Below are 25448 nucleotides of genomic sequence, written 5' to 3'. Positions count from 1 at the left end.
GTTTTTTTATCTGCGGGGTAGGGCGCACCATGACGATGCTGTCATCCTCAGTATCCTCAGTATCCTCAGTATCCTCAGTATCCTCAGTATCCTCAGTATCCTCAGTATCCTCAGTATCCTCAGTATCCTCAGTATCCTCAGCCTCGGCTGGGCATCCTGGGCATAGGGCATGGGCAAGCCAGCGTCGGCAGAGACAAGCATAAAAAAACCGGCGCCTGTGGCGCCGGTTTTCATATAGGAACCGCGAGGGTAGGGGGAGGTTATGCCACGCCCTGAGTACGCAGGTAATCCTCGTAGGTGCCGCCGAAGTCGCGGATGCCGTTCTCGGTCAGCTCCATGATGCGGGTCGCCAGGGAGGAGACGAACTCACGGTCGTGGGAGACGAAGATCAGGGTGCCCTGATACATCTCCAGCGCCAGGTTCAAGGATTCGATAGATTCCATGTCCAGGTGGTTGGTCGGCTCATCCATGATCAGGATGTTGGGGCGCTGCATCATCAGCTTGCCGAACAGCATGCGGCCCTGTTCGCCACCGGACAGCACCTTGACCGGCTTCTTGATGTCGTCCTGGGTGAACAGCAGACGACCCAGCACTGAGCGTACCGCCTGCTCGTCTTCGTTGGCCTGTTTCCACTGCGCCATCCAGTCGAACACGTTCAGATCGGTGTTGAAGTCTTCGGCGTGATCCTGGGCATAGTAGCCAATCTGGGCGTTCTCGGACCACTTGATGGTGCCGCTGTCCGGCGCCAATTCGCCCATGAGCGTCTTGATCAGGGTGGATTTACCGATACCGTTGGTACCCAGGATGGCGACCTTCTCGCCCACTTCCAGCATCATGCTGAGGCCCTTGAACAGGGGCGCCTCACCATAGCCTTTGGACACCCCTTCCACTTCCAGGATGTTGCGGTACAGCTTCTTCTCCTGCTCGAAGCGGATGAAGGGGTTCTGACGGCTGGAGACCTTCACCTCTTCAATCTTGATCTTGTCGATCTGCTTGAGGCGGGAGGTGGCCTGGCTGGACTTGGAGGCGTTGGCGCTGAAACGGGAGACGAAGGATTGCAGGTCGGCAATCTGGGCCTTCTTCTTGGCGTTGTCGGAGAGCAGACGCTCGCGGGCCTGGGTGGCCGCGGTCATGTACTCGTCGTAGTTGCCCGGGTAGACCCGCAGCTCGCCGTAGTCCAGATCCGCCATGTGGGTGCAGACCGAGTTCAGGAAGTGACGATCGTGAGAGATGATGATCATGGTACTTTCACGATCGTTGAGCACCTGCTCCAGCCAGCGAATGGTGTTGATGTCCAGGTTGTTGGTCGGTTCGTCCAGCAACAGGATGTCGGGGTTGGAGAACAGCGCCTGCGCCAGCAGCACCCGCAGTTTCCAGCCCGGCGCCACTTCGCTCATGGGGCCGTTGTGCAGCTCGATGGGAATGCCGGCACCCAGCAGCAGCTCGCCCGCACGGGCCTCGGCGGTGTAACCGTCGTATTCGGCAACCAGACCTTCCAGCTCGGCGGCCTTCATGTAGTCGTCGTCGGTGGCTTCCAGATTGGCGTAGATGGCATCGCGCTCGGCGATGGCGGCCCACAGCTCGTTATGGCCCATCATGACCACGTCCAGCACGCGCATCTCTTCGTAGGCGAACTGATCCTGGCGCAACTTACCGATGCGCTCGTTGACGTCCAGGCTCACATTACCGCCAGTGGGCTCAAGGTCGCCGCCGAGGATCTTCATAAAGGTGGACTTGCCACAGCCGTTGGCGCCGATGAGGCCGTAGCGGTTGCCGCCGCCAAACTTGACGCTGATGTTCTCAAACAACGGCTTGGCGCCGAACTGCATGGTGATGTTATTGCTGCTTAACAAAGGAGATGTCCCAGTTGGTCTGTCAAATGGCGCGCATTATGGCACAGATCCCCCGAAAGTTTTAGTGAGAACTGTGATCTGGCACCATGACAAGTGAGTGAGATCCCATGAAAAAAGCCGGCACAGGGCCGGCTTCGGAGTGACGAGTGCAATTTAGTGGGCGGAGGCACCGGAGGCGCCGAGCCCGGTCTGGGAGCGGACGAACTGCGGGATGAATTTCGCGTGTTCGTCGCTGGCATTCTGGGACTTGTCGGTGACCGAGAAGAACCAGATCCCGGCGAAGGCCAGTGCCATGGAGAAGAGTGCAGGGTACTCGTAGGGGAAAATCGCCTGCGCATGGCCCAGCACCTTCACCCACACGGTCGGGCCCAGGATCATCAGGGTCACGGCGCTGATGAGACCCAGCCAGCCACCGTAGACGGCGCCGCGGGTGGTCAGGCGGGACCAGAACATGGAGAGGAACAGCACCGGGAAGTTGCAGCTTGCCGCGATGGAGAAGGCCAGGCCCACCATGAAGGCGATGTTCTGCTTCTCGAACAGGATCCCCAGACCGATGGCGACCACCCCCAGCACCACAGTGGTGTACTTGGAGACGCGTAGCTCGTCGGTTTCGTTGGCCTTGCCCTGCTTGATCACGCAGGCATAGAGGTCGTGGGAGACCGCGGAGGCGCCCGCCAGGGTGAGGCCGGCGACCACCGCCAAGATGGTGGCGAAGGCCACGGCGCTGATGAAGCCAAGGAACAGGCTGCCCCCTACTGCATCGGCCAGATGGACAGCCGCCATGTTGGTGCCGCCCAGCAGGGCGCCGGTGGCATCCTTGAAGGTCGGATTGGTGCTGACCAGCAGGATGGCGCCGAAGCCGATGATGAAGGTCAGGATGTAGAAGTAGCCGATGAAGCCGGTGGCGTAGAACACGCTCTTGCGCGCTTCCTTGGCGTCACTCACGGTGAAGAAACGCATCAGGATGTGGGGCAGGCCGGCGGTGCCGAACATCAGTGCCAGCCCGAGGGAGATGGCGGAGATGGGATCGGCCACCAGGCCACCCGGGCTCATGATGGCGGCGCCGTTCGCGTGCACCTTGACGGCCTCGCTGAACAGGGCACCGATGTCGAAGTTGACGGACTTCATTACCATGATGGCCATGAAGGAGGCACCGGAGAGCAGCATCACCGCCTTGATGATCTGCACCCAGGTGGTGGCCAGCATGCCGCCAAACAGCACGTAGAGCACCATCAGGATGCCGACCAGCACCACGGCGACGTGGTATTGCAGGCCGAACAGCAGCTCGATCAGCTTGCCGGCACCGACCATCTGGGCGATCAGGTAGAGGGCGACCACCACCAGGGAGCCGCTGGCGGAGAGGCTGCGCACCGAGGTCTGCTTGAGGCGGTAGGAGGCGACGTCGGCGAAGGTGTACTTGCCGAGGTTGCGCAGCCGCTCCGCGATCAGGAACAGTATGATGGGCCAGCCCACCAGGAAGCCGATGGAGTAGATGAGGCCATCGTAGCCCGAGGTGTAGACCAGGGCGGAGATGCCGAGGAAGGAGGCGGCGGACATGTAGTCACCGGCGATGGCCAGGCCATTCTGGAAGCCGGTGATGCGGCCCCCTGCGGCATAGTAGTCGGAGGCCGAGCGGTTGCGCTTGGAGGCCCAGTAGGTGATGAACAGGGTGGCGGCCACGAAGACCACGAACATGACGATGGCCGGTACATTGAGGGGCTGGCGTTGCACCTCGCCGGTCAGCGCATCGGCCGCCAGCAGGGGGGTGGAGACCAGGCCGGTCAACAGCAGCAGAGACTTGCCTTTCATGATTGCACTCCCTTGAGGATCTTCTGGTTCAGCTCGTCAAACTCGCCGTTGGCACGCACCACATAGATGCCGGTCAGCACGAAGGAGGCGAGGATGAGGCCCACGCCGACGGGAATGCCACGGGTGATGGAAGATCCCTCGCTCAGCGGCGTGCCGAGCCAGCCGGGGGCGAAGGCGATGAGCAGGATAAACGCCAGGTAGAGCCCCAGCATCAGGATGGAGAGGGTCCAGGCGAAGCGTTGGCGTTTGCTGACCAACTCCTGGAAGACGGGATCTTGCTGGATCCTCAGATAGCGTTGCTGTTCCATTGCATTTCTCCATGACATGAATGTCGACTGTGAATGAAGGATGTCCCTACCGAGCAGGAGGTCCGCTCATGTAATGGAAATGTGAATTAAATGTTATTGATGAGCAATTAGACTTTGGGATAAGCCAGGGGGCCGCCCAGACGCAGGCGCAGGAAGATGAGGGCGGCGGTGACCGCGTCGGCGAGGGCGTCGTGGGCGGGCAGGGGAGGCAGCCCCAGGTGACTGCAGATGGCGCCGAGGTGCAGATCGATGGCGGCATCGGGGTAGCGTCGATAGAGGTGGTCGTGATAGAGCCGGCTCACCTCTATGCCGCGCTGGGGCAGGCGCAGCCCCCACTGCTTTTGGCAGGCCAGGTTGAGGATGCGCAGATCGTAGGGGATGTGATAGCCCACCAGCTCGCGCGGGCCTATGAAGGCCAACAGCTGGCGCAGCGCGGCCTCCAGCGGCATGCCCTGCTGCAAATCCTGATGGCGCAGGCCGTGGATCACCACGGATTGTGCGCTCAGGCTGGCGGGCGCCTGCACCCGCAGGGAGAGTGCCTCCCCGGTGAGCAGCCGGTTGCCCTGGATGCGCACCGCGCCGATGGCGACGATTTCCGCCTGTGCGGGATCCAGGCTGGTGGTCTCGAGATCGAGGGCCACCCACTCATCGCGTGGGGCGGGCGCAAAGAGCGGGGCGAACTCCCCGTGACGAAAAGCCCGGCCAATCCAACGGCGTCGGCAGCGACTCCACATGCTATTGCCTCAGACGAAAGTGCAAGGCGAGCCACTGCTGGAACTTCTTCACCTGATGCAGGGCATGGCGCAGCAGATCCCGCTCGCTGTGGCTGAGCGCATCCACCCGCACCCTGTGGTCGCCCCCCTTGAGCTGGCTGCGCAGCCGCAGCCGAACGAACAGCCGGAACGCCTCCGCCAGATTGGCACCGTAATCGCTGCTGAGCCGATCGCAGGCCACCAGGGCCTCGATGCGGCCCAGGGTGGAGGTCTCCAGGATCTTGGCCTCCAGCGCCAGCAGGCGGATGCCGTGTACCAGCGCAAACAGGCCACCCCGCTTGAGATCCAGCCCCTCGGGCTCCTGGGCCAGCCGGCCAAACAGGGTGAGGGGGGTGTGAAAGGCGACCGCGGCGCGGGCCATCTCCGCCAGCAGATCGGGCCGATCGGCGAGCTGCTCCCTTAGCCTGCGGGCGATGGGGGGCAGCAGGCTGCGATCGCCGGCGATGGGCTGGGCATCGGCCAGGGTGGCGAGCCAGAGCAGATCGGCTTCGCTGGCCCCCAGGCAGGCGCGTTCGATCTCCTGCTGCCAGTGCGCGGCCTCCTTCACCCAGGCCGGGTTGCTAACCATCACCCGACCCGGGCAGGGGGGATAACCGAGCCGCGCGAGCAGGGCGCTGAAGGCGGCCAGATCGGCCTGCCGATCGGGCCAATGCAGATCATTGGGCAGGATCAGGGCGTTGTCCTGATCGGTCTTGAGGATTTGCTCGCTACGCCCCTCCGATCCCAGCATCAGCAGACACACCTTATCCTGCACCTCGGCCGGGATCGCCAGGGTGAAGGCCTTGGCGATCAGCTGCTCGTTGAGGGTGGCGATGAGCCTCATCAGGAAGGCGGTGTGGATCCCCTGACCGAACAGGGAGCGGGTCAGCTGTTGCTGCTCCCGGGCGACGGCTTCCAGCGCGGGCAGGCTATCGGCGCGGGCGATGCGCAGGGTCAGCACGTGGGAGTGGGCGGAGAAGAGGCCGAGCACCTGGGTCAGGTGCAAGACGCCCGCCACCTCCTGCCGATCCCAGACCACCAGCCGCTTGATGCGGTGACGGGTCATCAGCAGCAGGGCGTCGAACAGGTAGCTGCCAAGGGGCAGGCCGATCAGCGGGGCCGGGCTCAGCACCGCGAGCGGCGCCGTCAGCGGCAGCCCTCTCAGGGTCAGGGCGTGGAGCAGGGTCTTGCGGGTGACCAGGCTCAGGCTGCCGTCGGCGGCGGGATAGAGCAGGCAATCGCTGCCCTGGCTGGCCATGGCTTCGGTCGCGGCCAGCAGGCTGAGTCGGCTCTCGACGAGGAGCGGCGGCTGCAGGTGGTTGGGTTCAATCCGGGTCAGGATGAACTCCGCCAGATTCTGCTGGCCAAGCTGCTCCCGCCGCGCCTGCTGGTGCTGACGCTCGGCCAGGGTCGCGGTGAAGTAGTGCGCGAGCTCCGGGTTGCCGGCGCAGAGTTCCGCGAACACCTCGCGGGGGATCAGCTGGCAGAGGCAGTCCTCCAGGGCGCTGAAGCCATGGCGGCAGCGGCCATCGAACTGGGCACGGACATCGAACAGATCGTCGACCCCGTAATCGCCGAACGACTGGTGGGGGCTCGACTCCTCCACCGCCCCCTTGATGATGAGATAGAGGCCGGGAGGGGCGTCCCCCGGGCTCAGCACCCTCTGGCCCGCCCGAAAATAGCAGACGCTGAGGCTCTGCCCGAGGCGCTGGCGCTCCGCTTCCCCGAGGCAGTCAAACGGCGGGCGACTGAAGTTGAACAGAATGGTCATGGCGGTTCTCGGCCGGGGGCGTGAGGCCAGTCTGACAAAGGCGCCGGAGCGGGGCCAGCCGACTTTAGTCGCACGGAGGCCCTCGCCTCCCTGTACCCGTCGGTAACAGTCTGGTAACTTGGTGGTATGACCAGTATCGGCTCAGGAGAGGACAGGGGACATGGATAAACCAAGGGTCAAATGGGAGATCCGGGACGGCATCGCCGAGGTGATGCTGGCGCGGGGGGACAAGCTCAATGCGCTGGACAGGGCCATGTTCGGCGCCATCGATGAGGTGCTCGGCCAGCTGCAGCGGCACCGGGGGCTGCGGGCGGTGATCCTGCACGGGGAGGGGCGCGCCTTCTGCGCCGGGCTGGATGTGAAATCCATGCTCAAGCAGCCGGTGGCGGCGCTCGACATCCTCAAACGGGAAGCGGACGAGGCGACCAATCTGGCCCAGCGGGTCGCCTATGGCTGGCACCAGTTGCCGGTGCCGGTGATCGCGGTGACCCAGGGGGTCTGTTTCGGGGGCGGCTTGCAGATCGCGCTCGGGGCGGATTTTCGCTTCAGCACACCGGATTGCCGCTTCTCGGTGATGGAGATCAAGTGGGGCATCATCCCCGACATGAGTGGCAGCGTCACCCTGCGCAACCTGATGGGGGTCGACACCGCCATGGAGCTCGCCATGAGCGGGCGTGAGTGCGATGCCAGCGAGGCCAGGAGCCTGGGGCTGGTGAGTCGGGTCTGCGCGGATCCGCTGGCCGAGGCGCGGGAGTTCGCCAAGACCCTGATCACCAAGTCGCCGGATGCGCTGGCGGGGATCAAGCGGCTCTACACCCAGGCCTGGGCCCGCAGCGATGAGGCGATGCTCAAGGAAGAGACCCGTCTGCAGCGACAGATCCTGGGGCGGCCCAACCAGTGGCGCGCCACCCTCAACAGCCTGTTGCGCTGGCGGCTGCCGTTCGGGCCGCGGCGCAACGCGCTCTGACCGCGCTCTTCAATAGAAAATGGCAGCCAGGGCTGCCATTTTTTGCGTCTAGTCATGGGGTGATGATTCAGGAGATCTTGCGATCCGGCTCGAACGGATGGCCGTCCTGCTCCTGCTTCAGGTTGTCCTCGGAGCGGTGACCCATCCAGTAGTCGGCGTTCTTGATGCCGAGTTTCTCCGGATGGAACACGGGATCCAGCCCCTTGGCCTTCTGGGCCTCATAGTCCTTGAGGCAGACGAAGGCGGTCTTCTGCAGCAGCAGGATGGCGCCTATGTTGAGCCAGGCCATCAGGCCGACCCCGATGTCACCAAGACCCCAGGCCAGATCCGCGGTCTTGACGGTGCCATAGACGGTGGAGGCCATCAGCGTCAGCTTGAGCACGAAGGTCAGCCAGGGACGGTTCACCTTGCGGTTGATGTAGGCGATGTTGGTCTCGGCGATGTAGTAGTAGGCGACTATGGTGGTGAACGCGAAGAAGAACAGCGCGACGGCCACGAACATGCTGCCAAAGCCGGGCATCATGCTCTCCATGGCGGTCTGCACATAGCCAGGGCCTGCGGCGATACCGGCGATGCCGGTGTAGATGGCGGCGCCGTCCGGACCCTGCACGTTGTAGAGCCCGGTAATGAGCAGCATGAAGCCGGTGGCGGAGCAGACGAACAGGGTGTCGATGTAGACGGAGAACGCCTGCACCAGACCCTGCTTGGCCGGGTGGCTCACCGCGGCGGCGGAGGAGGCGTGCGGCCCGGTCCCCTGACCGGCTTCATTGGAATAGACCCCGCGCTTGACCCCCCACATGATGGCCAGGCCCAGGATGGCACCGAAACCGGCCTCCATGCCGAAGGCGCTCTTCCAGATCAGCAGCAGCACACCGGGCAATTGACCGATGTTGAGGGCGATGATGACGCAGGCCACTATGATGTAGCCGAGCGCCATGAAGGGCACCACTGTGCTGGCGAAGCTGGCGATCCGCTTGACGCCGCCGAAGATGATGAAGCCGAGCAGCAGCGCCAGACCGGCGGCGGTGACGTTAGGATCTATCGCGAAGGCGGTCTGCAGGCTGGCCCCGATGGAGTTGGCCTGCACCCCCGGCAGCAAGACGCCGCAGGCGAAGATGGTCGAGATGGCGAAGGTCCAGGCGTACCACTTCATGCCGAGCCCTTTCTCGATGTAGAAGGCCGGGCCGCCGCGGTACTCACCGTTGATCTTCTCCTTGTAGACCTGACCCAGGGTGGACTCCACGAAGGCGGAGCTGGCGCCGAGGAAGGCGACCATCCACATCCAGAACAGGGCGCCCGGGCCGCCGAAGGTGATGGCGGTGGCGACCCCGGCGATGTTACCGGTACCGACCCGGCCGGCCAGGGTCATGGCCAGTGCCTGGAAGGAAGAGACACCGGCATCGGTGCTCTTGCCATCGAACATCAACCGCACCATCTCCTTGATATGGCGCAGTTGCAGGAAGCGGCTGCGCAGGGAGAAGTAGAGGCCTACCCCCAGACACAGATAGATGAGCGCGGGGCTCCAGATCACCCCATTGATGGCATTGACGATCTCATTCATGTACAACAACTCCTTTGTTGCGCTGTCTTGGCGAGGTCTGTGCCTCGCTCCCTAAAATATTGAAATCTGTGGTGACCAAGAGGGTCACTCAGGTTAGTGCAGTACTTTCGACTGGTAAGTCTGCGGCTTTTAACATATCGATTTGTGCAGGGGCTTCCTAGTGAAATATGTTGTCGGTTTGTTAATTTGTGAATTGGCAATAACAAATGACAGAATGGGCTGGACAAGATTCGGAAATGCCCCGTGCCGATCACTTTGCGGGTCGCCGGTTGATAGAAAGCAAATGTGAGGCCAGGAATGAAAATGGAAGACAATCGCGGCATGGTCCGCCTCGCCGAGCAGGGGGATGGCGTCGCCATGGCCCGCCTGTTCGAGCAGCTGGGCTACCCGGCCGGGGCACTCGAGATCGTGGATCGCCTGCGGCAGCCGGATCCGGCCCGCGAGGTGCTGCTGGCCTGCCTCGATGCCGAGGTGCTGGGGGTCCTGGTGTGGCATCTCCTGCAACCCTTGCACCTTGCACCCGCCTGGGGCCTGATCTCGGCGCTGGTTATCGATGAGAGTGCAAGAGGGAAGGGGGTAGGCGCCCTGTTGCTGGCGGCGGCAGAGGCGCGGGCACAGATGCAAGGCTGTGGCCAGCTGGAGCTCTCCAGCAGTCTGAAGCGGGAGGGGGCCCATCGCTTCTACCTGGCGCAGGGCTATCTTGAGCGCCCGAAGCGGTTCGTGAAGTTGTTCTGACGTGGCAAGAGGAGTCTGTGTGTTCTGGTCCCGATTATGGAAGTGGTTTTATCCTTCATCCCCCCGGCAGGAGAATCCCCCCGGGGCGCTGGAGTGGCGGCAGGCCCTGGCGGCCGTGCCCATACTGCAGGGTTTCTCCGAGGATGACGAGGCGAGGCTGACGAAGCTGGCCCAGCAGTTTCTGGCCCGCAAGACGCTGACCCAGATCGGGGTCGAGCTCACGTCCCGCCAGCAGGCGGTGCTGGCCCTGCAGGCGGCGCTGCCTATCCTGCACCTTGGGCTGGACTGGTATCGCGGCTTTCACGAGGTGATCATCATCCCCGAGCCCGTCACCCGCCGCCAGGAGGTGCAGGATGAGTTCGGCCTGGTCAGCGAATGGGAAGAGGAGAACGCCGGGGAATCCTGGCCCCAGGGGCCGCTGGTGCTGGCCTGGAGCGAGCTGCAGCAGGACGGGGACTGGGACGGTTTCAACCTGGTGATCCACGAACTGAGCCACAAGCTCGACATGCTGGGGGGGAATGCCGATGGGGCGCCGCCGCTGCCGAGCGGCATGGATCCGCGCCGGTGGACCCAGGCCATGCAGCGTGCGTTCGATGAGCTGAGTGCCCAGCTGGCCCGCCACGAGCCGACCGCCATCGATCCCTATGCCGCCGAGCATCCTGCCGAGTTCTTCGCGGTGTGCTGCGAGAGCTTCTTCACCGATCCGCTGGGGCTACGGGGGGCCTATCCTGCCGTCTATGAGCAGTTCGTGCTGTTCTTCGGCCAGCAGCCGGCGGCCCGCTTCCCTGCCACCCGCCTGCTGGCGAGGGAGTAGGGGCCCGCAGCGAGTCAAGCAGCCGGATAAACAAAAGGCACCCCAAGGGGTGCCTTTTTTGCATCGGCGCGGGCGCCAGATGATCGCGGATTATGCGGCGGCCTTGAGCTGCACGGTGGCGGCTTTCTTGTGATCGCCGATGGGCAGCACGGTGCGGCCATACTGCTCGTTGATCACGGTGGCCATGGCCAGGTAGATGGCGCTGGCGCCGCAGATGATGCCTTCGAAACCGGCGATGGTGCCGATCAGGGCGCTGCCGGTGAAGTCACGGGCGGCCAGCAGGAAGAACAGCACGGTCAGGGAGGCGAACACGAACTGCTTCACGCGCGGGTAGTTGATGGTGCCGACCAGCATGAACAGGGTGAACATGCCCCACATCAGCAGATACCAGCCCATGAAGGCGTGCGGGGTGGCTTCGGCCAGACCCATGCCCGGCATCATCAGCAGGAACACCAGGCTCCACCAGAAGGTGCCGTAGGAGATGAAGGCGGTGACACCGAAGGTGTTGCCACGCTTGTACTCCATGATACCGGCGATGATCTGGGCCAGGCCGCCATAGCACAGGCCCATGGCCAGGATCATGGCGCTGATGGGGAAGAAACCTGCGTTATGGATGTTCAGCAGAATGGTGGTCATACCGAAACCCATCAGACCCAGAGGGGCAGGGTTGGCCAATTTTTCGCTCACGTGGTGTTCTCCAGCAATAGAGGTAGGGGTTGATAAAAGACGCGCGATTTTAGGCAGGCTCTGGACCCCGGGCAAGGGGAGAAATGCAGAAATAGTAAAAAAACGACACGAAAGTTTACCCTGGCCATGATTCGTGCCATCCAGGTAGAAAACAGGTAAATGAATAGGGGTGGCGAGGTTGATTTTTTGTGTGAATTACCAGGTGGTGAAACTGAATGACGGCACCTGAGATGGCGTCTGGCCGTCTTATCGCCTCCGGTAAGTCGATATTTAACCTCCTTTCGATTGAAAATTAGTCTCATATGCCATCAGACAAGCGATGTTTAACACTATTTGAAACGGGACGCGGCAGCATTCATCGCTAATACCAGCGCTATGCAGGAGAGCGCCAACGACGGCCGCCATCATGGCTGGTGGCTGGTGGCTGGTGGCTGGTGGCTGGGGCGCCGAGCGAGGCGATATAGCCGAGCAAGGCGATATAAGCGAAATGGAGGCGGGCGGGGATGGCGGGGCAGGTGATGGGAGAAGAGGGGAGCCCGGGCTCCCCCCGCCGGCTCAGTCATCCAGCGTCAGCACCACCTTGGCGTCCTTGTCCGCCTCCTTTACCTGGCTGTCGAGCACGAACAGCCGCTCCGGTGCTATGCCCTGGGTATCCACCAGGAACTCCTTGGTGTTCTGGGCGCGGCGCATGGCGAGGTTGCGCAAGGACTTGGCGGTGATCAGCTGCTGGTCCCGCAGCAGGATCACGGCCTGGGCACGCAGGGCCGGGCTCGCCTCATCCAGTGCCAGCCGACCGGCCAGGCTGCCGAGACCCTCCTTGAAGCGCGCCTCATAGGCCTCTCCCAGCGCGGTTTGCAGGGCGGGATCCTGCTCCAGCACGCCGAGATCGACCGGGGCGCCGGTGAGCTTGGCCAGCACGCGCTCCAGTTTCTGGCGTTGCAGTATGGGGCGCTCCTCGTTGAAGTTGACCTTGCCGCGGATGTTCATGCTGAGCTTGGGGCGCTCCTTCAACGCCTGGGCCAGGGTGCCGAGCTTGGTCTGCTGGCTCGGGGTGAGGCTAGGATCCCCCAGCAGGAAGGGCAGCTCATCGAGATCTTTGGTGCCGCCGGTCAGGGAGGCCAGCAGGGAGAAGGGGGAGGTGATGGCCTTGCCAAGGGTGTTGCCGAGCACGTCCCAGAAGATGTTGCCCAGGCTGAAATCCGGCTGATCCAGGTTGCCGTTCACCTTGAGGTTCATCTTGATGACGCCGCTGGCGTCGCTGAGCAGGGCGATGGCGAGCCCGAGCGGCAGATCCTTGGCCTGCTCGCTCTTGACCTTCTCCCCCAGCTGCAGCTTCTTGATGGTGATGTCGTTGTCCCCTTCCAGCCGGTTGCCCTGCAACTTGTAGTTGAGCTTCATGGAGAGCTGGCCCTTGTCGATGGCGTAGCCCGCATAGGTGCTGGAGTAGGGGGTGAAGGTGGTGAGCTCCAGGTTGTTGAAGGCCACGGCGATGTCGAGCACGGGATCGTCGATCAGCAGGTTGGTGCCGCCGCGAATGGTGACGGGGGCGTATCTGTCCACCTTGCCGTTGAAGGCGAGATCGGATCGCTGGCCGGGAATGTTGCTGATGTGGCGGCTCTGGCCGGCGAGCGAGGCGATGTCCACCACGAACTCCGGGCTCAGGCTGCGATCGGCGAAGCGCAGGTTGCCCTGCTCGGTGCGCACCTGATCGATGGTGATGCGGGGGGCCGGTCCGCCGGCCGGCTTGGCACTGGCCGGCTGTGGCAACAGCAGCTGTTGCACGTTGGTGATCCCCTCCTCGTTGATCTCGATGCGGGCGAAGGGCTGGCGCAGCAGGATATCGGCGATCCTGATCTGCTGGCTGATGCCGTCATAGCGCAGGCCGCTCAGTTGCAGGCGCTCTATCTGCAGAAGTCGCTGGTTGTCGGCCCTGTCCAGCACCTGCAGCTTGTCGATGTCAAAGCCGCCGGTGACCTCCAGTTGGCGCAATGCCCCCTGCGCATCGGTCGCGATGGCCAGCTTGGTGCGGCTGCTGAGCAGGCCATCCTGCACCTTGACCCTCAGCAGATCCTGCAGATAGGGCTGGGCCCAGCTCAGCGGCAACCCCTGCTGCTTGATCTCGCCGTCAAGCGCGAAGGGGGCGAGGCTGAGGGCGCCGTCGAAGTTCAGCTGGCTCTGGCCGTTGAGGGTGCTGGCGAGGGTCAGCGTCGTGGGTTGGTCGGTGGCGCTGCCCAAGGTGCCCAGATTGAGGGTCAGCCCGGAGAGCGAGCGCGCCAGCGGCTTGCCGCTGCTCGATTCGGTCAGCTTGAGCTCGCCCTGGCTGATGCGGGTCTGTTTGAGCTGCCAGCGCCAGGGCTTGCCCGGCTGCTGTGGCTTGGCCGTCGCCTTGGCGGCGGGTGGCGGGACGAGCAGCTCGACCAGATCCAGCCGCTGCCTGTCATCGAGCACGGCCGTCACGGCCGGAGCCTTGAGCGCGATGGCGTCGACATCGAGGGACTGCTTGCGGCCATCGAGCCGGACCCCGGTCAGGGCCAGCTGGTTGAAGCGGGCGAATTCGGCCCCCTTGGGCCGCTTGAGCTGCCAGTTGTTCAAGACCAGCTTGCCCTTCGACAGTCGCCAATCCAGCCCCTGCTTGCTCTGGCTCAGCCGGTAGTCCAGCTCGGCGCTGGCGTCCCCCTTGGCCAGATTGACCTTGAGATAGGGGGCCCAGAGTGGCGCGAAGGGTGAGAGCGGCAGCTTGCCGAGGCTGAGTCGCCCCTTGCCGGCCCCGGTCAGGAGATCGAACTCCCCCTCGGCCTTGAGCGGGCTCTTCTGATTGAGGGTCGCACTCAGCCGGTAGCGATTGGCAGATGCCTGGGCCGTGGAGAAGTCGGGCAGCTCCAGCGCCACGGCCTGCAGATTGAGCGCTGGCACCCAGCCCGGGCTGCTCTGCTTGCGGCTATCCCGATACTGGATCTGGCCCTGTTCCAGGGCCAGCCGGTTGATGCGCACCAGCACAGGCTCGGCGGCGGCGGGGGCCTGAGCCGGATCGGCGGCCAGCACCCCGGCCAGCGCCTCGGTCAGATTGAAGCGCGGCTCGCGCTGGCCCTTGTCATCGGCGAGGCGGACCAGATCCAGGGTCGGTTTGGTCAGGATGGCATCGGCCAGGATGATGGATTTTTGCTGCCAGCTCTCGCGCGGCAGAGGGATTAACTGGAGCCGCTCGAACGTCAGCAGGGGTTGCTGCTGCTCGTCGAGCAGGGCGGAGGGGCCGATGCTGAGGGAGGGATGGCGCAGATTGACGTCGATCTCCCCCAGGGTCAGCCGCAGACCATAGTGTTTGGCCAGCCAGCCGGGCAGGTGGCGCTGGGTGAGGTTGGGGGCTTGCCATAGCAGGATGAAGAGGGAGATAAGCAAGGCGGCGCAGAGATAGAGGGTATAGCGCAACAGACGAGCGGGCAGCGGCTTGAGCATGGTGGTCTCCGTTTGATGCGCACATGGTAGCAATTAATCGCCGGGGAAGCATGGGTTGCCGGATGCGCTACGCCGTACTCTGTCCAGCGCGTGGAGTGTGTCGCGTTCTGGTCGCGCCGTCGGCCCGCCATCGGGGGGCGCCCTGCCATAGCGCGAGATGGCTGCGTCTCTGGTGAAGCGGAGTCGGGTTGGAGAGATAGAGAGGGCCGCCGGGTCCTGACATAGTCCCAGGCCGCTCGGCCACCCGGCTGGGGATGAGCCTGCCGGCGCCATCGGCCGGTGGCACCGCACAGCCCCAGCGTTTTCAGTGCCGCACCGGGGCGCGAGGGCTCAGCTCCGGTTAATCTGCGCTGGTTTTCAAGCCGTCGAGTGAATTGACGCAGCGCTGCTCGGCGGCGTCCAGCTCGGCCATCACCATCTGGATGTCTTCCAGTTGCTGGCGCAGGGAGTGACGCCGCGCCTCGATGAGCTGGATCATGGAGTGCAGCTGCATCCGGCTCGAGCGATCGGTGTCATACATATCGAACAGCTCGCGGATCTCCGCCAGGCTGAAGCCGAGCCGTTTGCCACGCAGGGTCAACTTCAGGCGGATCTTGTCCTTGTGGCTGTAGATGCGGGTCTGTCCCTCCCGGGACGGGGTGATCAGCCCCTCATCCTCGTAGTAGCGGATGGTGCGCGGGGTTATGTCAAACTCCTGCGCCAGCTCCGAGATGCTGTAGGTGACCTCCTTGCCGGAGAAGGGGCTGGCTTTCATGGTGCGCTCCCGTGGGTGTCAAACTCCCGAACCAATACCGGGATGCCGCAAGTGCTCGCCTTGCCGGAGAAATGACCAGCTTTCATGGCGTGCGCCTTGGGCATCTCAAATCCCTGGACCAACATCGGGATGCCGCGACGGATCTCCCTGTCGGAGACGCGATTAAGGACCATGGCACTCTCCCTGCGCGATTTCATGCTGTGCCGCCAGCTGCAGGGCCCTGGCATGGAGCGCCCGACCGACCCGGGAGCCGTTGCCGTGGCCGAGACGCTCGCTCACCCATTGGCCGGTGGCGGCCAGCTTGTCCAGATCCACCCCGGTGCTCATGCCGAGGCCGTGCAGCAGATAGACCACCTCCTCCGAGGCCAGGTTGCCGGAGGCCCCCGGCGCATAGGGGCAGCCGCCGAGCCCGGCCACCGAGCAGTCGATGGTGCGGATGCCGCGCTCCAGCGCCGGCAGCAGGTTGGCCAGGCCCTGGCCGTAGGTGTCGTGGAAATGCACCGCGAGCCGCCCCGCCGGTACCTCGTGCAGCACCGCATCCAGCATGGGCGCCACCGTGCCCGGGGTGCCGACGCCTATGGTGTCACCCAGGGAGATCTCGTGACAGCCGAGATCCAGCAGCCGCTCGGCCAGGGCGGCGACCCGCTTCGGGCGGGTCGGGCCGTCGAACGGGCAGGCTATGACGGTGGAGAGGTAGCCCCGTACCTTGATGCCGAGGCGGCGCGCCTCTGCCACCAGGGGGGCGAAGCGGATCAGGGACTCCTCCACGCCGATGCCGATGTTGGCGCGGGTGAAGCCATCCGAGCAGGCGGTGAAGAGGCCGATCTCGTCGGCCCGGGCGGCAATGGCGGCCTGCAGCCCCTGCAGGTTGGGCACCAGGGCGCCGTAGCGAGTCGGCCCCTTGCGCGGCAGGGCCTCAAACAGTGCGGCGGAGTCCGCCATCTGCGGCACCTTTCGGGGGGAGACGAAGGCGCCCACCTCGATCCGCTGCAGGCCGCTGTCGGCGAGGCGGGCGATCAGCTCCAGCCGCTGTTCGAGCGGCAGGATGCGGGCCTCGTTTTGCAACCCGTCCCGCGGGCCCATCTCCACCAGGCTCACCCGATCGATCGGTATCCCATGTTCTCTGCTCATGACGCGCTCTCTTGTTTGTTTTCGCCAGCGCCCGTATCGGCGTCGGCAAAATGCACCAGCACAGTGCCCTGGCTCACCTGATCCCCTTGCTGGCAGAGTAGGGCGGCGATCACCCCGTCATGTTCTGCCCGCAACGTGTGTTCCATCTTCATCGCCTCCAGCACCAGCAGGGGCTGGTTCTTCTGGACGGACTGGCCGGCCTCGACCAGCAGCGCCACGACGATGCCGTGCATGGGGGCGACGGCGCCGCTGCCCTTGTGGTGATCATGTTGCGCCTGATGCTGCTGATCATCGGCCTCGAAGCAAATGCTCTGCTCGCCGAGGCGCAGCAGAAAGGCCCCGGCCGCACCGCGCTGCACGGGGTAGCGCTGCCAGCGCCCTGCCTGTTGCAGGCGGATATGATCCGGGCCCAGCTCATAGGGGAGCCGGCTCCCTTGCCAGTCGAGCACACCCTCGGCGCCGGTCAGGCTCAGCACCCGACGTTCCTCGCCGATGCGCACCGCCGCCGTCCAATGCTGGCGATGGCCGAGTCGAAAACCGCTCGCCCGCTGCCAGGGCGCCATACCGGCCACGCGGCTGGCGAGCCAGAGGGCGGCCAGCGGCCAGGCGAGCGCGGGAATGGCCTGCGGCTCGGTGGGGATGGGCCACTGGGTGTGATGGCGCATGGCCAGCACGTCGGGCTCCTGGCACAGGCGCTGCAACAGCGGACCGTTGTGCACCAGCGGGCCGAGCGCCAGGGTACCCAGGGCCTCGGCCAGGCGGGCAAAGGCCTCGGCGCGGCTCTGGCCGTGGGCGACGAGCTTGGCGATCATGGGATCGTAATAGGGGCTGACGGCATCCCCGGCGGCGACCCCGGTGTCGATCCTTACCCCCTCCGGCCAGTGCAGCCAGTGGATGGGGCCGCTGGCGGGCAGGAATCCGGCTCCTACGTCCTCGGCGTAGAGGCGCGCCTCCACCGCGTGGCCGCACAGCTTCACCTCATCCTGGGTCAACGGCAGGGGCTGGCCCTCGGCGACCGCCAGCTGCCAGGCCACCAGATCCTGGCCGGTGACGCACTCGGTGACCGGGTGCTCCACCTGCAGGCGGGTGTTCATCTCCATGAAGAAGAACTCCCCCTCGCACAGCAGAAATTCGATGGTGCCGGCCCCGACATAGTCGATGGCCCTGGCGGCGGCGACCGCCGCCTCACCCATGGCCTTGCGCAACTGGGGAAGGATGTCGGGGGCCGGGGCCTCCTCGATCACCTTCTGGTGGCGGCGCTGCAGCGAGCAGTCCCTGTCCCCCAGATAGATGGCGTTGCCTAGGCTGTCGGCGAAGATCTGCACCTCCACGTGGCGGGCTTTGGGCAGGTAGCGCTCCAGCAGCACGTTGTCATCGCCGAAGGCGGCCAGGGCCTCGCGCTTCACCGCCGCCAGCGCCTCGTCGAACTCGTCTATTTGCTCGACCCGGCGCATCCCCTTGCCGCCGCCGCCGCTGGCGGCCTTGATCAGCAGCGGGAAGCCGGTCTGGCTCGCCTGATCACGCAACAGCGCAGGGCGCTGATCCTGGCCGTGATAGCCGGGCAGCACGGGCACCCCGGCCGCCAGCATCAGCGCCTTGGCACCGGATTTGTCCCCCATGGCGAGGATGGCGGCGCCGCTCGGGCCGATAAATCGCACTCCCTGGGCCTCACAGGCGCTGGCGAAGTCGCTGTTTTCCGACAGGAAGCCATAGCCGGGGTGAACGGCATCGGCGCCCGCCTCGCGGGCGATGCGCAGCACCTTGGCGGCATCGAGATAGCTCTCCCGCGCAGGCGCAGGCCCCAGGTGCCAGGCCTCGTCGGCCTCGCGCACATGCATGGCACCCTGGTCGGCATCTGAGTAGAGGGCGATGGTATGAATGCCGAGGCGGCGCGCTGTCTTGATGATGCGCACCGCGATCTCGCCGCGATTGGCGATAAGAAGGCGTCGAATGGGCTTTCTGTTTGTCATGCTTCATCCTTGAAACGGGGGCGCCAGCCGGGGGGGCGCTTGTCGAAGAAGGCCTGCATCCCCTCCTGAGCCTCGAGTCCGACCCGCACTCGGGCGATGGTCTCGACGGTTTTCTCTTCATGAGGGGCAACCCCCTGCTCATCGATGGCGGCCAGCAGCCGCTTGGTCTCCTTCATCGCCTCCGGGCCGTTGCGGCACAGCCGCAGCGCGAGGGCGCGGCCCTCCGCCAGCAGCTGCGCCGGTTTGGCCAGCTGGTGTGCCACATGGAGGCGACAGGCGGTGATGGCATCGAACGGTTCGGCGCTCAGCATGTAGCGGCGCGCCTGGCGCATGCCCATGGCGCGCACCACATAGGGGCTGATCACCGCCGGCACCAGCCCCAGGCTCACCTCGGAGAGGCAGAAGCGGGCATCGTCGCTGGCCAGCACTATGTCGCAGGCACAGACGAGGCCAAGGGCCCCGCCATAGGCGGCCCCCTGCACCAGGGCGAGGGTGGGGAAGGGCAGGGTGTCCAGGGTCTGCATCAGCCGCGCCAGCACCCTCGCATCCTCGCGGTTGTGCTCGAAATCGGCGTGAGCCAGGCTGCGCATCCAGTCGAGATCGGCGCCGGCGCAGAAGTGTTTGCCCTCCGCCCGCAGCAGCAGGGCTCGTGGCCGCTCGGCGAGGGGGTTGTCATGGTGGTGGACCAGCTCGTCGAGGCAGTCGAGCAGCCCCAGCATCAGCGCCGCATCGAAGGCGTTATGGCGGGCGGGGCGCGCCAGGATGAGCTCCGCCAGCGGGCCGTGACGTTCCAGCCGAAAACCGGCCTGGGGCAGATTGTCAAAGAGGGGGTCGGACATGCTGAACTCCTTACATCCGGAAGATGCCGTATTGTTCTGGGCCAAGTTCGGCGCCCTGACAGGCCGCCAGCGCCAGGGCCAGCACGGTGCGGCTCTGGGCGGGATCGATGACGCCGTCATCCCACAACCTTGCGCTGGCGTAGTAGGGGTGGCCCTGTTGTTCATACTGGGCGATCACCGGCGCGCGTATGGCCTCGGCCTCCTGCTCGCTCAAGCTTTTGCCCTCGGCCGCCAGCTTGTCGCGGCGCACCTGCACCAGCACCCCGGCCGCCTGCTCGCCCCCCATCACAGAGATACGGCTGTTGGGCCAGCTGAACAGGAAGTCGGGCTCATAGGCGCGGCCGCACATGCCGTAGTTGCCGGCGCCGAAGCTGCCGCCGACGATCAGGGTCAGCTTGGGCACCCGGCTGCAGGCCACGGCGGTGACCAGCTTGGCGCCGTGCTTGGCGATGCCCTCTCTCTCCGCCGCACTGCCCACCATGAAGCCGGTGATGTTCTGCAGGAACAGCAGGGGAATAGCACGCCTGTTGCAGAGCTGGATGAAGTGGGCGCCCTTCTGGGCGCTGTCGCTGTGCAGCACGCCGTTGTTGGCGAGGATCCCCACCGGCATGCCGCAGATGCGGGCAAAACCAGTGATGAGCGTGGTGCCGAACAGCGCCTTGAATTCGTCAAACTCGGAGCCATCCACCAGGCGGGCGATGAGCTCCCGGGCGTCATAGGGGCGCTTGAGGCTGGTGCCCACCAGGCCGTAGAGCTCCTCGATGGGGTAAAGGGGTTCATCGTAGGTCGGGGCAGATGGCGGTGGTGGCACGCCCAGATTGCTCAGCCCTAAGTTGCGAACCAACGTACGGGCGATGGTCAGGGCATGGGCATCGTCCTCGGCCAGGTGATCGGCCACCCCGGAGTGGGCGCAGTGCACCAGGGCACCCCCCAGGGCCTCGGCGCTGATCTCCTCGCCGGTGGCGGCTCTGACCAGCGGCGGCCCCGCCAGGAAGATGGTGGCCTGCTCCCTGACCATGATAGATTCGTCGGCCATGGCGGGCACATAGGCGCCGCCGGCGGTGCAGAGCCCCATCACCACGGCGAGCTGGGGGATGTTTTGGGCCGACATGCGGGCCTGGTTGTAGAAGATGCGGCCGAAGTGATCCCGATCGGGAAACACCTCGTCCTGCATGGGCAGGAAGGCACCGCCCGAATCCACCAGATAGAGGCAGGGGAGGCGCAGCCGCTCGGCGATGGCCTGGGCGCGCAGGTGTTTCTTCACGGTGAGCGGGTAGTAGGTGCCGCCCTTGACGGTGGCATCGTTCACCACCAGCAAGCAGAGCCGGCCCGCGATCTGGCCCAATCCCGTGATGATGCCGGCGGCGGGCACCGGCTCTTCATACACCTGCCAGGCGGCCAGGGCCGAGAGCTCGAGGAAGGGGGAGCCGGGATCGAGCAGCCGATCGATGCGCTCGCGGGGCAGCAACTTGCCGCGGGCCTGATGGCGGGCCTGATTGGCCGCGCCGCCCCCCAGGGCAATCTCGTCGAAGCGGGCGTTGAGATCGGCCACCAGGGCCTGCATGGCCTCCCGGTTGGCGGCAAACTCGGCGCTCGCCGTGTCGAGGAGGGAGTGAATTTGACTCATGCGCCTTCCTCCATCAATTTGCGGCCGATCAGCAAATGACGGATCTCCGAGGTGCTGATATTGGCGGCGAGCTCGAGGTTATGGCTAACGAGCCAGGAATGGATACGGTGACTCATGTGTTCTCTCCCATCAACTCGCGGCCGATCAGCCAGCGGCGGATCTCCGAGGTGCCGGCGCCAATCTCGTACAGCTTGGCGTCCCGCAGCAGCCGGCCGGTGGGGTATTCGTTGATGTAGCCGTTGCCGCCCAGCAGCTGGATGGCGTCCAGCGCCATCTGGGTGGCGTTCTCGGCGGCCAGCAGGATGGCGGCGGCGCAATCCTTGCGGCTGGTGTGGCCCAGATCGCAATCGCTCGCCACCGAATAGACCAGGGCGCGGCTGCTGGCGAGGCGGGTGTACATGTCCGCCAGCTTGCCCTGTACCAGCTGGAATTCGCCGATGGCCTGGCCAAACTGCTTGCGCTCGCGCACATAGGGCAGCACCACGTCCAGGCAGGCCTGCATGATGCCGAGGGGCCCCGCCGCCAGCACGATGCGCTCGTAGTCCAGCCCGCTCATCAGCACCCGGGCCCCGCCGTGCAGGGCGCCGAGCAGGTTCTGTTTCGGGATCCTGCACTCCTCGAACACCAGCTCGCAGGTGCTGGAGCCGCGCATGCCGAGCTTGTCGAGCTTCTGGGCCGTGGTAAAGCCAGGCGTGCCCGCCTCGACGATGAAGGCCGATATTCCTTTGGCGCCGGCCTTGGCATCGGTCTTGGCATAGATGACGAAGGTGTCGGCGTCCGGGCCGTTGGTGATCCACATCTTGGTGCCGTTGAGCACGAAGTGATCACCGTTGGCCTCTGCCGTCAGGCGCATGCTGACCACGTCGGAGCCGGCTCCCGGCTCGCTCATGGCCAGCGCCCCCACGTGCTTTCCGCTGACGAGATCAGGCAAGTAACGCGCCTTCTGATCGGGGGTGCCGTGACGGTGGATCTGGTTGATGCAGAGGTTGGAGTGGGCGCCGTAGGAGAGGCCGACCGAGGCGCTGGCACGGCTCACCTGCTCCATCACCAGCACGTGGGCGAGGTAGCCGAGGCCGACCCCGTCATACTCCTCCGCCACCGTGATGCCGTGCAGCCCGAGCTCGCCCATCAGGGGCCAGAGGTCGCGCGGGAAGGCGTTGCTGCGGTCAATCTCGCTGGCGCGGGGCGCTATCACCTTCTGGCAGAAGGCCTCGACCTGTTCGGTCAGGGCGCGGAGGGTCTCATCCATCAGGGCATGCATCCTTGCTCTCCTTTATATCAAGCGGCTGGTACTCACCGGCAGTGCCGCCAATGGCAACAAACTGGTCAGTCCATTTATGGGTTAAGTTTACGTTAGCGTAAACGTAAATTGATTGTTAGTCTAAGGTAAATTCGTTGAGCGGCGGTGGCAAGCGGTGCATCCCCTCGAATGGTCGAACGCAAGGAGTGAACAGCATGATCAGCAAGTGCAGATCTTGGCCTAGCGGCAAGAGGGGGGCAGCATGAGTCACCATCACACCCAGTACGGCGACCTGCCGCTCTATATAGGCGGTCAGGCCCATGCCTCCGAGAGTCAGGTGTGGATCGAGGTGACCAACCCGGCGGATCAGAGCCTGCTGGCGCGCCTGCCCATGGCCACCCCGGCCGAGGTCGAGCTGGCGGTGCGTTGCGCCCACGACGCCTACCTGCTGTGGCGGGAGGTGCCGGCGCCTGAGCGGGCCAGGGTCATGTTCAACTATCAGCATCTGCTCAAGACCCATCACGACGAGCTGGCCGAGTTGCTGGCCCAGGAGACCGGCAAGAACCTGGCGGATGCCAAGGGCGATGTCTGGCGTGGCATCGAGGTGGTGGAGCAGGCCTGTGCCATCGCCAGCCAGACCATGGGGGAGACCATGGGCAACGTGGCGCGCCGGGTCGACGGTCACTCCTGGGTTCAGTCGCTCGGGGTCTGCGTCGGCATCACCCCGTTCAACTTCCCCGCCATGATACCGCTGTGGATGTTTCCGCTGGCGGTCGCCTGTGGCAACGGCTTCGTGCTCAAGCCCTCGGAGCAGGATCCGCTCACCCCCATGCGGCTGGCCGAGCTGTTCACCGAGGCGGGGGCCCCCAAGGGCATCCTCTCGGTGGTGCACGGCGGCGCCGAGCAGGTGGATGCGCTGATCACCCATCCGGATGTGAAGGCGGTCAGCTTCGTCGGCTCTGCCCGGGTCGGGGCCCACGTCTATCGCACCGCCACCGATCACCTCAAGCGCGCCCAATGCTTCGTCGGCGCCAAGAATCACATGGTGATCATGCCCGATGCCAACAAGGGGCAGGTGCTGAGCAACCTGGTGGGGGCCGGGGTCGGCGCCGCCGGCCAGCGCTGCATGGCCATCAGCGTGGCGGTGTTCGTGGGCGGTGCCCGGGAGTGGATCCCGGAGCTGGCCGCCGAATTTGCCAAAGTCAGGCCCGGGATCTGGCACGATCCGCAGGCGGCCTATGGCCCCCTCATCAGCCCGGAGGCCAAGGTGCGGGTGGAGAACCTGATCGAGGTGGGGATCAGCGAGGGTGCCGAGTGCCTGCTCGACGGCCGCTTCTGCGACGTGGCTGGTTATCCGGTGGGCAACTGGGTGGGGCCGACTCTGTTTCGCGGCGTGACCCCCGAGATGCGCATCTATAAAGAGGAAATCTTCGGCCCCGTGCTCGCCTGCCTGGAGGTTGCGGATCTGGACGAGGCGCTCGCCCTCATCAACAACAACCCCTATGGCAACGGCACCTCCATCTTCACCGGCTGCGGCGCCGCGGCCCGCAAGTTCCGCCACGAGGTGGCGGTGGGCCAGGTGGGGATCAACGTGCCCATTCCGGTGCCGTTGCCGTTCTTCTCCTTCACCGGCTGGCGCGGCTCCTTCTACGGGGACTTGCACGCCTACGGCAAGCAGGCGGTGCGCTTCTACACCGAGACCAAGACGGTGACCGAGCGCTGGTTCGACGAGGACATTCCGCACGGCCCCAATATGACCATCAGCCTGCGCTGAGCGGCGATCAGTGGTACTGAGCTGACGCCGATCGAGGAAAGAGGCCGGCAGGCTCGGAACCAGATCATAGGCCGGCACCGAGCGACAGATAAACCAAGGACAACGAGGAAGCGAACGAGATGGATTTTACCCTGACCGAGGATCAGCAGGCCTACATGGAGGCCGCCACCGCCTTTGCCAATGAGGCGCTCAAACCCCATGCCGCCCGTTGGGACAGGGAGCACGAGTTTCCCATTGCCACCATCAAGCAGGCGGCCGCGCTCGGCTTTTGCGGCCTCTATACCCCGGAGCAGTACGGCGGGCTCGCGCTGCCAAGGCTGGATGCCAGCCTCATCTTCGAGCGCCTGGCCATGGGCTGCACCTCCACCACCGCCTACCTCACCATCCACAACATGGTGAGCTGGATGCTGGGCAGCTGGTTGCCCAGCGACGTGGCCGAGGAGTGGGTGCCGAGGCTCGCCAGCGGCGAGTTGCTGGGCTCTTACTGCCTCACCGAGCCGGGGGCGGGATCGGACGCTGCGGCCCTCAAGACCCGCGCGGTGCGGGACGGCGATGACTACCTCATCGACGGCAACAAAGTCTTCATCTCGGGGGCGGGCAGCACCGAGGTGCTGGTGGTGATGGCCCGCACCGGCGGTGAGGGGGCCAAGGGGATCTCCGCCTTTATGGTGCCCGCCGACACGGCGGGGATCCACTACGGCAAGGCGGAGGAGAAGATGGGCTGGAACAGCCAGCCGACCCGGGAGGTGGCCTTCAACGGGGTGCGCATCCCCGCCCGTTATCGCCTCGGGCAGGAGGGGGAAGGGTTCAGGTTCGCCATGCAGGCCCTCGACGGTGGCCGCATCAACATCGCCAGCTGCTCGGTGGGCACAGCCCAGCAGGCGCTGGACGATGCGCTGGCCCATGTGCAGCAGCGCCAGCAGTTTGGCCGCCCCATCGCGGAATTTCAGAGCGTGCAGTTTCGTCTCGCCGACATGGCCACCGAGCTGGCCGCCGCCAGGCTGCTGGTGCGCCAGGCCGCCGACAAGCTGGACAGCGGCAGCCCGGACAAGAGCGCTTGGTGCGCCATGGCCAAGCGCTTCGCCACCGATGTGGGTTATCGCGTCTGTGACGAGGCCCTGCAACTCTTTGGCGGCTATGGTTATATCCGCGAGTACCCGCTCGAGCGCTACCTGCGTGACACCCGGGTACACCGCATTCTGGAAGGCACCAACGAAGTGATGCGGCTGATCATCGCCCGCCGCCTGCTGGCGGATCCCGGTCTGTCGCTGGAGTAACGGACTCCTGCGCCATATCTGGAAGACGCCAGGCAAGAAGTGATGCGGCCGATCAGCGTCCGCCGCCTGCTGGCGGATCCCGGTCTGTCGCTGGAGTAACGAACTCCTGCGCCATCTCTGGAAGGC

At 65.0% G+C, this 25448-nt stretch carries 21 protein-coding genes; 5 read left to right on the top strand and 16 right to left on the bottom strand.

All coding sequences use genetic code 11. The annotated features are described in order from the left end of the window. Window positions 1–6 precede the first annotated feature (6 nt). The 6 genes from KW825_RS00235 to KW825_RS00210 all read right to left on the bottom strand — a co-directional run bounded on the left by KW825_RS00235 (window position 7) and on the right by KW825_RS00210 (window position 6493). Complete coding sequence (locus tag KW825_RS00235) at window positions 7–234, bottom strand: hypothetical protein (RefSeq protein WP_218327825.1); 228 nt, start codon at window positions 232–234, stop codon at window positions 7–9. A 26-nt stretch (window positions 235–260) separates the two neighbouring features. Next, the gene (locus KW825_RS00230; RefSeq protein ID WP_042653672.1) at window positions 261–1853 is read right to left on the bottom strand and encodes an ABC-F family ATPase; all 1593 of its coding nucleotides are present in this window, start codon (window positions 1851–1853) and stop codon (window positions 261–263) included. Between the two features lie 153 nt (window positions 1854–2006). Then, complete coding sequence (locus tag KW825_RS00225) at window positions 2007–3662, bottom strand: cation acetate symporter (RefSeq protein ID WP_218327823.1); 1656 nt, start codon at window positions 3660–3662, stop codon at window positions 2007–2009. Further along, window positions 3659–3970, bottom strand: a complete 312-nt coding sequence (locus tag KW825_RS00220) for a DUF485 domain-containing protein (RefSeq protein ID WP_042653674.1) — start codon at window positions 3968–3970, stop codon at window positions 3659–3661. Before KW825_RS00220 ends, KW825_RS00225 begins: the two co-directional genes overlap by 4 nt. Before the next feature lie 107 nt (window positions 3971–4077). Then, window positions 4078–4704 carry a 3'-5' exonuclease gene (locus KW825_RS00215; RefSeq protein WP_218327817.1) on the bottom strand — a complete coding sequence of 209 codons (627 nt, stop codon included), beginning with the start codon at window positions 4702–4704 and terminating at the stop codon, window positions 4078–4080. A gap of 1 nt (window position 4705) precedes the next feature. Further along, window positions 4706–6493 (bottom strand): putative nucleotidyltransferase substrate binding domain-containing protein, encoded by a 1788-nt coding sequence (locus KW825_RS00210; protein WP_218327814.1) that lies wholly within the window; start codon window positions 6491–6493, stop codon window positions 4706–4708. 160 nt (window positions 6494–6653) lie between these two features. Between KW825_RS00210 and KW825_RS00205 the strand changes: the two genes are divergently transcribed. Further along, window positions 6654–7460 carry a crotonase/enoyl-CoA hydratase family protein gene (locus tag KW825_RS00205; protein WP_218327812.1) on the top strand — a complete coding sequence of 269 codons (807 nt, stop codon included), beginning with the start codon at window positions 6654–6656 and terminating at the stop codon, window positions 7458–7460. A gap of 67 nt (window positions 7461–7527) precedes the next feature. On the opposite strand, the gene KW825_RS00200 is transcribed toward KW825_RS00205, so the two are convergent. Then, complete coding sequence (locus KW825_RS00200; protein ID WP_218327810.1) at window positions 7528–9021, bottom strand: sodium:alanine symporter family protein; 1494 nt, start codon at window positions 9019–9021, stop codon at window positions 7528–7530. Between the two features lie 321 nt (window positions 9022–9342). Between KW825_RS00200 and KW825_RS00195 the strand changes: the two genes are divergently transcribed. Beyond that, window positions 9343–9756 (top strand): GNAT family N-acetyltransferase, encoded by a 414-nt coding sequence (locus tag KW825_RS00195; protein WP_218328147.1) that lies wholly within the window; start codon window positions 9343–9345, stop codon window positions 9754–9756. A 19-nt stretch (window positions 9757–9775) separates the two neighbouring features. Further along, entirely contained in the window at window positions 9776–10570 is a 795-nt protein-coding gene (locus tag KW825_RS00190; protein WP_218327809.1) for a M90 family metallopeptidase, read from the top strand. Between the two features lie 90 nt (window positions 10571–10660). On the opposite strand, the gene KW825_RS00185 is transcribed toward KW825_RS00190, so the two are convergent. The 9 genes from KW825_RS00185 to KW825_RS00145 all read right to left on the bottom strand — a co-directional run bounded on the left by KW825_RS00185 (window position 10661) and on the right by KW825_RS00145 (window position 22292). Beyond that, entirely contained in the window at window positions 10661–11257 is a 597-nt protein-coding gene (locus KW825_RS00185) for a GPR1/FUN34/YaaH family transporter (RefSeq protein ID WP_042653681.1), read from the bottom strand. A gap of 555 nt (window positions 11258–11812) precedes the next feature. Beyond that, complete coding sequence (locus KW825_RS00180) at window positions 11813–14710, bottom strand: DUF748 domain-containing protein (protein ID WP_218327808.1); 2898 nt, start codon at window positions 14708–14710, stop codon at window positions 11813–11815. A 340-nt stretch (window positions 14711–15050) separates the two neighbouring features. Beyond that, on the bottom strand, window positions 15051–15464 hold the full coding sequence (locus KW825_RS00175; protein WP_042653683.1) for a MerR family DNA-binding transcriptional regulator: 414 nt from the start codon (window positions 15462–15464) through the stop codon (window positions 15051–15053). After that, complete coding sequence (locus KW825_RS00170; RefSeq protein WP_218327807.1) at window positions 15461–15637, bottom strand: hypothetical protein; 177 nt, start codon at window positions 15635–15637, stop codon at window positions 15461–15463. The genes KW825_RS00175 and KW825_RS00170 overlap by 4 nt, the downstream gene beginning before the upstream one ends. Continuing rightward, window positions 15627–16595: a hydroxymethylglutaryl-CoA lyase gene (locus tag KW825_RS00165; RefSeq protein WP_218327806.1), complete on the bottom strand. Its 969-nt coding sequence runs from the start codon at window positions 16593–16595 to the stop codon at window positions 15627–15629. Before KW825_RS00165 ends, KW825_RS00170 begins: the two co-directional genes overlap by 11 nt. Beyond that, window positions 16592–18565, bottom strand: coding sequence for a biotin carboxylase N-terminal domain-containing protein (locus KW825_RS00160; RefSeq protein WP_218327805.1), 1974 nt, complete (start codon window positions 18563–18565; stop codon window positions 16592–16594). Before KW825_RS00160 ends, KW825_RS00165 begins: the two co-directional genes overlap by 4 nt. Next, window positions 18562–19404 (bottom strand): enoyl-CoA hydratase-related protein, encoded by an 843-nt coding sequence (locus KW825_RS00155; RefSeq protein WP_218327803.1) that lies wholly within the window; start codon window positions 19402–19404, stop codon window positions 18562–18564. The genes KW825_RS00160 and KW825_RS00155 overlap by 4 nt, the downstream gene beginning before the upstream one ends. A 10-nt stretch (window positions 19405–19414) precedes the next feature. Next, on the bottom strand, window positions 19415–21031 hold the full coding sequence (locus tag KW825_RS00150; RefSeq protein ID WP_218327802.1) for a carboxyl transferase domain-containing protein: 1617 nt from the start codon (window positions 21029–21031) through the stop codon (window positions 19415–19417). Window positions 21032–21143: 112 nt separating this feature from the next. Beyond that, window positions 21144–22292 (bottom strand): isovaleryl-CoA dehydrogenase, encoded by a 1149-nt coding sequence (locus tag KW825_RS00145; protein ID WP_218292186.1) that lies wholly within the window; start codon window positions 22290–22292, stop codon window positions 21144–21146. Between the two features lie 241 nt (window positions 22293–22533). Here KW825_RS00145 and KW825_RS00140 point away from each other — a divergent pair, with 241 nt between their 5' ends. Together KW825_RS00140 and KW825_RS00135 are read left to right on the top strand one after the other, a co-directional pair. Next, a complete protein-coding gene (locus tag KW825_RS00140) occupies window positions 22534–24045 on the top strand; it encodes a CoA-acylating methylmalonate-semialdehyde dehydrogenase (RefSeq protein WP_218327801.1) in 1512 nt (503 codons plus the stop codon). 119 nt (window positions 24046–24164) lie between these two features. Then, window positions 24165–25322 (top strand): acyl-CoA dehydrogenase family protein, encoded by a 1158-nt coding sequence (locus KW825_RS00135; RefSeq protein ID WP_218327800.1) that lies wholly within the window; start codon window positions 24165–24167, stop codon window positions 25320–25322. Window positions 25323–25448: the final 126 nt, after the last annotated feature.

The organism is Aeromonas sp. sif2433, assembly GCF_019218705.1.
In the GTDB taxonomy this organism is placed as follows: Bacteria; Pseudomonadota; Gammaproteobacteria; order Enterobacterales; family Aeromonadaceae; genus Aeromonas; species Aeromonas encheleia.
The sequence above is the reverse complement of the archived record's forward strand: the minus strand, read 5'-3'. Positions and strand labels throughout refer to the sequence as shown.